Genomic DNA, 11,691 nt, shown 5'->3' with positions numbered 1-11,691 from the left:
TACGTTGGCGACCGGCAATCTACAAATTAAATATAATGTGGTGTAAGAGAGTTATTCCTGTAAAATGTTGTGTGCTGGTGATCACAGGCTTATTATCTGTCAGTCAGGCCCGTGCACAGGTGGTTCAGACAGGGATCAAAAGCGGACTCAACATGTCGTGGGTGCGTTATGAGGATTCCGGGGTAAGATACAGGACCAATGTGCGTCCCGTACTGGGGTGGAATGCAGGCTTTGTTGCAGCCTTTAAGATGAAAGACCGGTTCTTTCTTAATACAGAGCTGATCTATTCCAGAAAGGGAAGAATAACAGTGAACGATAAGGACCACACGGTAGCCGAGCAGGATGAGCTGCGCGACAGGACCATCTACCAATATATAGAGATCCCGATCATTTACAACGTTCACTTCAAAGGACATCTGAAATTGAAGAACGTACGTAATTTTAAGTGGTACGCAGGCATCGGACCAAACTTCAGCTACTGGCTGAGCGGGAAAGGTAACATCTCCCATTATGACCTCACAGAATTCGGTGGACCTGACGCAAACCTGGATTATAAACTCAAGTTCGGGAAAAAACCGCCGGAAGCTGACGACGAATCATCGATCGTATACGCTGATGGCGTAAGGCGTTTTCAACTCGGCGTCAACATCGGCGGCGGACTCCTGCTGGAGCCTATTGGCAAGCAGAAGATCATGGTTGACCTGCGTTTCGAACTGGGACACACCTGGCTGGGCACAGGGGTAGCCGATTTTACCGTACCGGCGAAGTACGACGACAACCTCAAAGCACGCAACATGGGGCTCCGGTTCTCTGTCATGTACCTGCTCGAGCACAACCTCGATAAGAAAGTGCGCAAGCGCGGCAAGAGCGACTTCAAGAAGCGTAGACTGTAAGCATGAGTCCACGGACGACAGACCACGGTCCACAGTTGGAACCGGTTACAAAGCCAAAGAAATTGTTTAAATAGTCGGAGTGTAAAGTGTGACCCAAAAGTCCGGCAAGCGATACAACACGCCCCTGCCGTGGACTGTCGACTGTGGACCGTTGACTATTTTAACCTTGCCCCACGTCATTAAAATCATTTCCTTGCGATCTTAATTGATGTAACATCCGGTTACAAACAGTAGATTTACCCTGATTTATAGGCTTAAAGCCTGAAGGCCAACAATCCATGCAGAAAACAGTTAAATTCTTAACAGTCATTGCTTTGTGTGCAACGCTGAACGCCGCAGCGCAAAAACCTATAGTGCTTTCAGCAGACAAGGAGAACGGAGCGCTCAGGGAGGTAGTCACCCTCAGGGGCAGCGATTTTGGAAGTGACGCCACCAAGCTGAAAGTATTTTTCGGTGCCGCGACGGGTGAGATCAAAGAAGTCTCTAACCAGATCCTGCAGGTGCGTGTACCCGCGGGCGCTACTTACGATAATATTTCCGTCACCAACACTACCACAGGACTTACGGGGTACTCGCCTTTGCAGTTCGGCCTGAAATTCGGTGGCCGGCATGGATTGACCGCTGCCAATTTCATTGAAGGTCCTCACGTTCAGGCGGAGAGCGGGCTTTATGACCTTTACCTCAGCGATCTGAATGGCGACAACAAAGTTGATGTAGCTACAGCCAGTGATAAATCAAACCAGATGGCTGTTTTTCAAAACAACAGCACCACGGGTACCATCAGCCTGGGCGGTACATCAACGCTGATCAACGCCAAGTCGCTGCACGTTGCCTGCGGCGATCTGAACGGTGATGGCAAACCTGACATGGCTGTATCGGAAGGCGCTGACGGCAATCGCATTTATATTCTCAGGAATCAGGGCACCATGAATTTCACTTCCCTGTATTTTATCTCGCTTGCGGGTAGAAAAGTGAAGAAGGTAGCCATTGCGGATCTCGACCTTGACGGGAAACCTGAAGTGGTTGTCACCGACAAAGGAAGCAATGTTGTCACCATCCTCCCTAACAAAAGCACCGCGGGCGGAGCCATCACCTTCGGAACACCGGTAACATTCACCGTTACGGATGTGCCTAGCACCGATGCCCTGGAGCTCAAGGATCTGAATGGCGATGGCCTGCCGGAGATCGTCACCAGCAAGTTCAATACCGCCGTGAGCAACATCTATATCTGCCAGAATAAAAGTACTCCCGGCACCTTCAACTTCTCTGATATCACTACCATCAACATGAGCGGGTCGGTGATCAACCTCCGTGTTGGCGACCTTGATGGCGACCGCAAACCCGATATTGCAGCCACCCGTTTTCTGGGATCGGATGTTGTGATCCTGCTCAACCAAAGTACAACGTCACAGATCGCGTTCGGAACCCCCGTTCCTTTCGGCGCCAGTCAATTCCCTTCCGGACTTGATTTCGGAGACCTCGACGGTGACGGAAAAACCGACATCGTTACGGGCTCGGTCGATGTCAAATCACTGACCATCCTTAACAACAACAGCACACCTGGTGCGCTGAACTTCTCAACCGTAACCCTCGCCACGGATTTTGTGAGCCGGCATGTGAAGATCGGCGACATCGATGGCGACGCCAAACCCGACATCATATACACCAGCGTTGACAAAGACGGCCAGGCCGTATCGCAGATCTCCGTATTCAGAAACGCAACGTGCTTCGTACCCGTGGTTTCTCCTGCAGGCCCGCTAACCATCTGCAATGGGTTTGCCCTGGAGCTGACCTCCACTACAGGCGGTGGCGTTACCTACAGCTGGCAAAACGCGGGGGCACCTGTTGCCGGCACTGATCCGTCACTAGACATTACTGCCAGTGGTACCTATACGGTAACAGCTACCTCAGAGGGAGGAGCCTGTGCAGAAACTTCAGCTGTTGTGAACATCACGGTAACAGCACCCGGTGCGGGCCTCACACCCGGCGATCCGGAGGCCAACAGCAACACGCCCGTATGCACGGAGAATACACTGAGCCTTACTGTAAAAGATCTCGGCGCATCGGGTTACAAGTGGACAGGCCCCAATGGTTTTACGTCTGGCGCGCGACAGCCTTCCATCAGCAACTTTGCCATTGCCAATGCCGGACTTTATGTTGTTGAACTCATCAAGGACGGATGCGTGGCGAAAGTAGACTCTACCATCGTGGAAGGGATCAACAATCCGAAATTCACCGTTACCTTCAGCGGCTCCGAGCTGCTCTGCCAGGGCAGTACAAAAACGCTGAGCGTATCACCGGTATTGACCTCAGGATTCACGTACAAGTGGTTTGAACAAACCCAGGGACAGATCGCCGGCCAGACCTCGGGAAGTTATGGCGCAACTGCCTCAGGACAATATTATGCATCGGTTGCCTCTACGCATCCCGGATGCGCGCCAGTGGAAACACCCAAGGTGACGATCACCGCCGTGGCCATTCCGGATGCAGCCTTCACGCCATCAACCGTATCGGGTTGCATAAGGCAGGCAATAACGTTCACCAATCAATCCATTGTTGATCCACAGACAACACCAGTCTATACCTGGACCTTCGGCGATAATACCGCGACGGCGTCTGATGCAAGCCCGGTGCACACCTATACGCAACCGGCCACCTATCAGGTAAAGCTCAAGGTAACTTACCAGGATGGCATATGTCCTAACGAAGAAACAAAACAGGTTGCCATTGTCAGTGCGCCGCCGGTCACCATCACCAATCCGCGCAACAGCTTCAATCTGTGCGCCGGCGACACGCTCAGGCTGGTGGCGTCAGGTGATGCCTTTACAGCTTACGCCTGGAGTACCGGAGAGACTACACCTTTTATTATTGTCAATGAGGCAAAGACCTACTCCGTCAGCGTAACCAACAGCACGGGCTGTATCCTTGAAGCCTCTCAGGCCCTTACGCCGGTTGCGGCACCAACGGTAACAGCAACGGCACAACCTTCGGTAATCACTGTGGGGCAGTTCAGCATGCTTTCAGGCACTGGCCTTCAAAACTATCTGTGGCGCCCGGGGCTTTCGCTCAACGACTCTACCATCGCCAATCCCGTGGCCACGCCCTTACAAGATATTACCTACAAGGTGATAGGTACAGACATCAACGGGTGCAAGGGCGAAGCCACTGTTTCCATCCGCGTATTAGGTACCTCTGTGCTGGACCAGATCAAACCGAAGAACTACTTCTCCCCCAACGACGATACGGTGAACCCCTTCTGGACCGTCCAGGACATCGAGAGCTTCCCTGAGTGTGGCGTAACCATTTACAATGACAAGGGTGCGAAGGTCTTCGAGGCCAAACCTTACAACAACAATTGGGACGGAACGTTTAAGGGAAGCAAACTTCCGGGTGGCGTATATTATTACGTGATCCGCTGCGACGAAGAAAGCAGGGTGAAGACCGGAAGCATTTCCCTGCTGAAATAAAGTTGTACCGGGCCTGTTCAGGCCTGCATTATCCTTCTCCAGATTTTACGCAGACCTACCGGGCCCTCTTACAGAGAACCTGGTAGTTTCCTATATCCTTATGCATGTTAATGGTAGGAACACGTTGCCGGTGATTTGAAATTGGGCTCCGAAATCGATTGAAATGCGGCTTTTTTTCATTATATTGAATTATACCATTAACCGTCCGAGTTTATGAAAAAAGCGAGCCTAATTTTCAGTCTTTGTTTGCTCATGGTGCTGGCGGCACAGGGCCAAAAGACGAACAAAGTAAGTGACGTGGATGCCATTAAAACTGTTATTGAACAGGAAACGAAAGCCTTCTTCGATATTGACTACAAAAAATGGATGGAGAGTTGGGTTCATACACCATCGGCCTACTGGTCATATGCCGACACTTCAGGCATCAACTATTTCGAAGGATGGAATGCCATCGAGGTTGGCTTCACCGATTATTTCGTCACCTCCAAGCCGGCGAACATCAATATCGAAAGAACATGGCAGGAAATAAAAGTATACGGCAACGGCGCCTATGCACGCTTCAAGCAACGCCTCATAACGGATGGGGTACGCGGCCCCGAACAGGTGGAGATCCGTGTGCTTGAAAAAGACAAAGACAAAAATGCCTGGAAGATACTGCTGGTAGGCGTGCTGAAGAAAGAAGGATGAAATAGTCCACGGTCCACGGTCGACAGTCCACGGCAGTGTGGTGCAAGGCCGTCAGTCGGTGGATAAATTTTCATAGAGAGCATCGGAGGCCATCTTTGCCACGCGAGTCGGTCATCAATCACAATGGTCTGTAGACCATCCTGCAAATCAGGTAAATCAAATAAATCCTTGGTCAATATTGGCCACTGCGTAACATCACCAGCGTACAGCCTTCCACGGTTTCTATACCTTTCGCTTCGGCCATGCTTTCAAATTCCGGGTTCTCTGTTCCGGGGTTGAAGATGATCCGTTTTGGTTTGAGGCCCAGAATGTAATCATAATACTCAGGCTGCCGGTGTGGTCCGATATACAACGTCACTGTATCCACTCCGGGTACGGAAGGTTTTTGAAAGATATCGAGGATCTCCTTTCCTGATACGGCCCCTTCCTTGATCCCTACAGGAACGATCTCATGATTGTATGAAGTGAGCATCTTCGCCGCGAGAAAGGCGTAGCGGGATGGGTTTGTTGTTGCTCCTATAATGACGGTTTTCTTCACGTATTTTTCAGTATTTAGGCTTTTCAGCAAATTAAATGTTAATTAACGAACAAAATAAAACTAACTTCGTTCCCTAATCTTATAAAACTATGCACATACGTTCAGTATTGGCCGTTGCCTTTCTCCTGACATCGGCCTTCGTATCGGGACAATCGAAAAAAGACGACGGATACCGATATACTGTTGACCTCACCAGAGTGGTCGACGACAGGGTTTATGTAGAGCTCACGCCGCCTTCTGTTTCCTCCAATGAGATCACGTTCTACCTTCCTAAAATCGTACCCGGAACGTATGCCATTGCCGATTATGGCCGGTATGTGAAAGACCTGACCGCCGTTGATAAGAAAGGAAAAAACCTCCCGGTTGAAAAAGTGGATGAAAATACCTGGAAGATCAAGGACGCGAAAAAACTGGCCAAGATCAGCTATTGGGTAGACGACTCGTTCGACACCAAAGTGGAAGGCCCTGAAATATTCTGGCCCGCAGGAACGAACATCGAAGCGAACAAAAATTTCATTCTCAACACCAGCGGTTTCTTCGGATACATCGATGGCAAAAAAGAAGAGCCTTTCCAGTTCAACGTGGTAAGGACAAAAGACATGTATGGCTCCACGGGGCTGATACCCGTACAAACAGGCAAGTCTCCCGGCTCACTCAAGCTCGAAAAAACCTCGAACGACAACAACAAGGTAGTGGATGTCTACAAAGCCGTTGACTACGACCAGCTCATCGATTCTCCGCTGATGTACAGCAAACCCGACACTGCTGTGATCAAGGTGGCCAATACCGAGGTGCTCATCGGGTCCTACTCTCCTACCGGGAAAGTTACGGCTAAAGAGATCGCCGCCAGCATCCGCGAAGTGCTGATGGCCCAGAACGAATACCTCGGCGGCAAACTGCCCGTTGATAAATACGCTTTCATTTTCTATTTCACCGATCAGCCCGTAATGAGCTACGGCGCGCTGGAGCATTCATATTCATCGCTGTACTACATGCCTGAGATGACAATAGACCAGATGAACCAGCAGCTCCGCGATTTTGCCGCACACGAGTTTTTCCACATCGTGACACCCCTCACCGTACACTCTGAAGAGATCGATAATTTCGATTTCAACGATCCCAAAATGTCGCAACACCTCTGGATGTACGAAGGTGTTACGGAATATTTTGCAGGCAATGTGCAGGTGAAATACGGCCTCATCTCTCCGGAAGAATATCTCGAGGTGCTGCAAGAAAAGATGCTCACCAGCGACCAGTTCAAGAACGATGTGCCTTTTACAGATATCAGCAAGTTCACCCTTGACAAATATCACGACCAGTACTACAACGTATACCAGAAAGGCGCGCTCATCGGCCTTTGCCTCGACATCAAACTCAGGCAATTGTCAGGCGGCAAGTATGGCCTGCGCAACCTGATGATGGACCTTTCGAAGAAATTCGGAAAGAGCAAAGCTTTTAAAGATGACGAGCTCTTCCAGGAGATCACCCGCATGACCTATCCGGAGATCGGCGATTTCTTTAACCGGTACGTCAAAGGCACCGAAATGCTGCCCCTGGCGGAAGTGCTCAACAACGTTGGTGTGCTTTATAAGGAAGAGGAAAAATTTATGGACTACACACTCGGCATCGGCAACTCTGATATCGGTGTAACGCAGATCGACAACAAACCCAGATTACAGATCGCCTCTGCCGCCAACCTCAATGCTATGGGTAAGGCCATTGGATTTGAAGCTGGCGATGTACTGGTGAAGATCAATGGTGAGACCATCCCTGACCTGGGACCTGACCTCAGTGCGTTTATCCAAAAGCAGGTGATGTCACTACCTACAAGCAAGACATTATCCTATACCGTGCTCAGAAAAGATTCCACGGGCCAGATGAAAGAGACTGAGCTGTCGGCTCCCGTAACCCAGGTAGAGCTTTCCAGGAGGCACATGCTGGCCTTCAACCCGGAGGCTACTGCCGAGCAGCTTGCGCTCCGCGATTCCTGGCTGAAACCGTAATTTGTTTCCCGCAGATCACGCAGATCAACGCAGAGCTCTTCTGTATTATTCTGCGCTCATCCGCGTGATCTGCGGGAAATGCGTTTTTGCCACTGCTTCAGCACACCGTTCTCCATCCATCGCTGCCGACACGATACCACCCGCGTAGCCTGCTCCTTCGCCACAGGGGAATAATCTTTTGATCTGGGGATGTTCCAACGTGTCCTTGTCCCGGGGAACTTTGACAGGAGAAGAAGTACGACTTTCCACCCCGACGATCTGTGCTTCGTTAGAGAGATATCCCGGCATCTTTTTCCCGAAAGCTTTAAAGCCCTGCCGCAATGCCTCCACGAGAAAAGGAGGCAGTACCTCCCGCATATCAACAGACGTCAGCCCGGGTTGATAGGAAGTCTCCAGCAGGCTCGCCGATACTTTTCCATTTGCAAAATCCATCAATCGCTGGGCAGGTGCGTGCTGCGTTCCACCGGCCACCGCACATGCCCGCTGTTCGATGTCGGCCTGAAAGTACATGGCTGCCAGCGCACCATGTTTCATAAACGGTTTGTAGTCGTGCTCGTCCACCGCCACTACGATGCCTGAGTTGGCGAATTTGGAGTCCCGGCGCGACGGACTCATGCCGTTGACCACTACTTCTCCTGGGGCTGTGGCTGCGGGCACGATGAAACCTCCAGGGCACATGCAGAAAGAGAACACACCCCGCTCCTTCCCTTGCAGCACAGCCTGGTGAACCAGGGCATAGGAGGATGCCGGAAGCCATGGACCGCGGTCGATCTCGCAATGGTACTGGATCCTGTCAATCATGTTTTGCGAATGTTCTGCGCGAACACCCAGGGCAAACGGTTTGGGTTCGATGAGAATATTTTTCTGATGCAGCAATGCGAATATATCACGTGCCGAGTGCCCCGTGGCAAGGATCACGGCTTCACCTTCGATCTTATCGCCCTGCTGGGTCACTACCCCCCTGATGGTGCTGTCGGTGATCATCAGGTCAACCACCCTCGTGTCAAATCGCACTTCGCCACCGGCTTGCAGGATGGTCTCCCTCAGGGCCGCCACTAGTTTGGGGAGCTTGTTGGTGCCAATGTGCGGGTGCGCGTCGAAAAGGATCTTTTCCGTGGCTCCGTGGGCCACCATGATCTCGAGGATCCTTTTGATGTCGCCGCGTTTCTTTGACCGTGTATAGAGCTTTCCGTCGGAGTAGGTTCCCGCACCGCCTTCGCCAAAACAGTAGTTCGAGTCAGGGTTCACCACCTGATCTTTGTTAATGGCGGCGAGGTCTCTCCGGCGTGCCTGCACATCCTTGCCACGTTCCAGTACAATGGGCTTAAGCCCCGTTTCAATGAGCCTGAGCGCTGCAAACAAGCCTGCGGGACCGCTTCCTACAACCACCACTGCGGGCTTCCTGCTCACATCATCGTATTGCCGCAACGGCAGGGCCGGCTTTTTTTCAGGGGACCGGATGACCTCACAAAGAAATCTGACGATAACTTTTCTTCCACGCGCATCGATGGAGCGCTTGACGGGATTCACATAAACACTGCCATCATTCTTCAGCCCAAGCTTCTCGTAGAGGATGGCAGGAAATAACTGATCATTAAAGGCCTCTTCGGGCCAGAGTGTAAGTTCAACTGTACGCATAGAAAGGTATTTATCCTTTAAATTTTTTAGTCGTTGGACCACTAGCTGTGCGCCGGCCGCGCGCAGTCGTCTGACGACTCTCTACCGGAAAGAAAAAACCTTTCCGAAATTCAATCCAAAATGAAAGCTGGTGGACAGTCTCGACTGATTGATGTCGTCAAAAAATGAAGCAAAATTCGGATCAACGTCAAAGCCACGATAGCCGATATCGGCAGACACGAAGGCATCGATGGTGTAGCCCCGTGTGTTGTTGTGTTGCATAATGCGATAGCCTAGCAAAGGCCCCCATTCTATCTTTTGCTCCACGGCGCTGAATGTAAACACTTCCGTGGATGTTGAGGATATCTGCTGATTGATGAAATGTCCGAAGTTGGTGAACCGGATCTCGTGACCGAAGTACCACATGCCTGTCTTTATTTCATTGTAAAGTTTCTGCTTGATGGCGATGGCATAACCGCGTTCGAATTTTTGTCCTGCGGGGATGTTCAGGTCAAGCTGGAAGAACGGGTTCCGTATTCCGATGAATTCGAACTCGTGGCCCAGGCGTTCCTGAAGATAGAACTCCACGCCGAAAGGAAATCTTCCCGCAAAGGTCATCATGGGATTCCCTCCGATGATCACACCCCGGAACTCATTGAACCGTGCATCAAAGTGGGTAAGGCGTTTGGCATTGGATCCGGATTTTGTAGCCTTCCTGGATGTGACCATGGCCGTGATCTCCTTGGCCAGCTTGCGGTTGTCATAGAAGGGACGATAATATCCAGACAACTTCCCATCATTCTCATACAGCTCCCACGTTCCTGTTTTCTGATCACCTTCAATAGCGCCTTTCGTACCCAGTGTGCCATTGGGAAAATAACCGAAGTACGTGCCCTTGTCATTGGTGAAATCACAGGCACCCTCCAGCTTTCCGTCTTCATAAAAGTATTCCCACCTGCCGTCTTTTTTTCCATTCACGATCTTTCCCTTCACCTTCAGCTTGCCGGAAGCGTAGTACTCCCGATACTCGCCTGTACCTTTTATAAGGTTCGCCTCGCTTTTCAGACTTCCGTCTTCGTTCATGGTTCTCCAGCTTCCGCTCTTGACACCGCCAATGTATTCGCCAGACGATGAAACTTTTCCGTCTTCAAAGTAATACTCCCATTTGCCGGTGGGTTGGTCGTTCTCGTATTTCCCTTTGGAGGCAACCTGTCCGCCAGGAAAAAAATTCACCCAGTCACCATGACGTTTTCCATTCTGATAGTCGCCCTCGGATTCAAGTGTTCCATCTTCCGCAAAGAGACGCCAGTGGCCAACCTGCTTTGTTCCATTCTTGGGGCCTGTTGCCAGGATCTTGCCCGAGTGATAATATTCCGTGAACGTTCCGAAGTCATCGGCATAATCGATCTCGCCCTTCAGCACACCGTCTTCAAAATACGAGTTCCATAAACCCACGCGCTTGTTGTTGCTGTATTCACCGATCTCCCTCACCTGGCCATTCTCGTAATACATTTTCCATTCGCCGTCGCGGTTCTTTCCGTTGATGGTTCCCTCCATACTCTTCTGGCCGCTTTCGTAAAAATACTCCCACCGGCCATAGTTGGCATTTTGCCTGAGGATACCCCTCATCTTGAGGTTGCCGGTCTCATAAAAGAATTCCCACACACCAGTGGTCTCATTGTTGGTGAAATGGCCTTTTGATTCAACATTGCCGTTGAGATAGTACGAGATATACCGGCCGTGAGCGATGTTTCGAATAGTGTCTTTTACCTGGTAGGTTTCCTTGAGGTGCTTCTTTTCCAGGTCGTGATAAGTTTGCCGGGTAAAGCTCTGGCCAAACAATGCAGGCGCAATAGCCCACAGGATTCCCATGAGCGTAACTTTGTAACCGTACAACCTGCAGGCAGTCATTGGGTAAAATTACGATTTATCCAGGAATTTTGATTTAAACTCTGATCACGGTCATGCCCCCGTGCTTTTTCCTTGACAAGGGCTTAAAAAAATGGTAGTTTAGATTAGTTTAAGTACTCTCTCTAAAAATGAACATAGATCGTGTTAAAGAACAGATCAAGTTCAACACTGAGATCATTAAATTGATCGTTGTTCTTATGATCGCAACCGGCGGCGGAGCATTATCGTTGATTATTACAGGACTGACTCATGCCAGGGATGTGATCCTGGCAGCCATCGGAATGATTCTTGCAATTATTTGCTGGGTAATAACCTTTAAAAGGTATAAAGTAACACAAGACCTAATCAACAAATTATGATCTACGACATCATATCATATATAGTCATCGGTGGGTTGTTCGCAGCGACGATCATACCCCTGATTGCGTTACTGCGTCAAACCATCAAAGAACAGCGCGAACTGGACGAGGCCAAGAACTCAAAAAAGATGGAGCCCCACCAGCTTAAAACAGAAAGCTACGTCTTCAGCAGCGCAAAATCTTAAACAACTCATTCCCGCTTAGAAGATAACACAC

9 protein-coding genes are annotated in these 11,691 nt (G+C 50.3%); 6 read left to right on the top strand and 3 right to left on the bottom strand.

The annotated features are described in order from the left end of the window. The first annotated feature begins 35 nt into the window (after window positions 1–35). The 3 genes from KK083_RS23670 (at window position 36) to KK083_RS23660 (ending at window position 5,047) form a co-directional block, all read left to right on the top strand. Entirely contained in the window at window positions 36–893 is an 858-nt protein-coding gene (locus tag KK083_RS23670) for a porin family protein (RefSeq protein WP_254168145.1), read from the top strand. A gap of 278 nt (window positions 894–1,171) precedes the next feature. Further along, on the top strand, window positions 1,172–4,360 hold the full coding sequence (locus tag KK083_RS23665; RefSeq protein ID WP_254168143.1) for an FG-GAP-like repeat-containing protein: 3,189 nt from the start codon (window positions 1,172–1,174) through the stop codon (window positions 4,358–4,360). Window positions 4,361–4,573: 213 nt separating this feature from the next. After that, window positions 4,574–5,047, top strand: a complete 474-nt coding sequence (locus KK083_RS23660) for a hypothetical protein (protein ID WP_254168141.1) — start codon at window positions 4,574–4,576, stop codon at window positions 5,045–5,047. A 172-nt stretch (window positions 5,048–5,219) separates the two neighbouring features. Here the strand turns inward: KK083_RS23660 and KK083_RS23655 are convergent, their stop codons facing one another. Next, window positions 5,220–5,615: a CoA-binding protein gene (locus tag KK083_RS23655; RefSeq protein WP_254168139.1), complete on the bottom strand. Its 396-nt coding sequence runs from the start codon at window positions 5,613–5,615 to the stop codon at window positions 5,220–5,222. A gap of 59 nt (window positions 5,616–5,674) precedes the next feature. On the opposite strand from KK083_RS23655, the gene KK083_RS23650 reads away from it, so the two are divergent. After that, window positions 5,675–7,588 (top strand): M61 family metallopeptidase, encoded by a 1,914-nt coding sequence (locus tag KK083_RS23650; protein ID WP_254168137.1) that lies wholly within the window; start codon window positions 5,675–5,677, stop codon window positions 7,586–7,588. 45 nt (window positions 7,589–7,633) lie between these two features. On the opposite strand, the gene KK083_RS23645 is transcribed toward KK083_RS23650, so the two are convergent. Beyond that, the gene (locus KK083_RS23645; RefSeq protein WP_254168136.1) at window positions 7,634–9,226 is read right to left on the bottom strand and encodes an NAD(P)/FAD-dependent oxidoreductase; all 1,593 of its coding nucleotides are present in this window, start codon (window positions 9,224–9,226) and stop codon (window positions 7,634–7,636) included. 81 nt (window positions 9,227–9,307) lie between these two features. Continuing rightward, entirely contained in the window at window positions 9,308–11,116 is a 1,809-nt protein-coding gene (locus tag KK083_RS23640; protein ID WP_254168135.1) for a toxin-antitoxin system YwqK family antitoxin, read from the bottom strand. 128 nt (window positions 11,117–11,244) lie between these two features. Here KK083_RS23640 and KK083_RS23635 point away from each other — a divergent pair, with 128 nt between their 5' ends. Both KK083_RS23635 and KK083_RS23630 read left to right on the top strand, forming a co-directional pair. Then, the gene (locus KK083_RS23635; protein WP_254168134.1) at window positions 11,245–11,475 is read left to right on the top strand and encodes a hypothetical protein; all 231 of its coding nucleotides are present in this window, start codon (window positions 11,245–11,247) and stop codon (window positions 11,473–11,475) included. Beyond that, on the top strand, window positions 11,472–11,660 hold the full coding sequence (locus KK083_RS23630) for a hypothetical protein (protein ID WP_254168133.1): 189 nt from the start codon (window positions 11,472–11,474) through the stop codon (window positions 11,658–11,660). The genes KK083_RS23635 and KK083_RS23630 overlap by 4 nt, the downstream gene beginning before the upstream one ends. Window positions 11,661–11,691 lie beyond the last annotated feature (31 nt).

Origin of the sequence: Chryseosolibacter histidinae, from assembly GCF_018598225.1 — a bacterium.
Taxonomy (GTDB): domain Bacteria; phylum Bacteroidota; class Bacteroidia; order Cytophagales; family Cyclobacteriaceae; genus Chryseosolibacter; species Chryseosolibacter histidini.
Note: the sequence above shows the minus strand (reverse complement) of the source record. Positions and strands in the feature narration are given on the sequence as shown.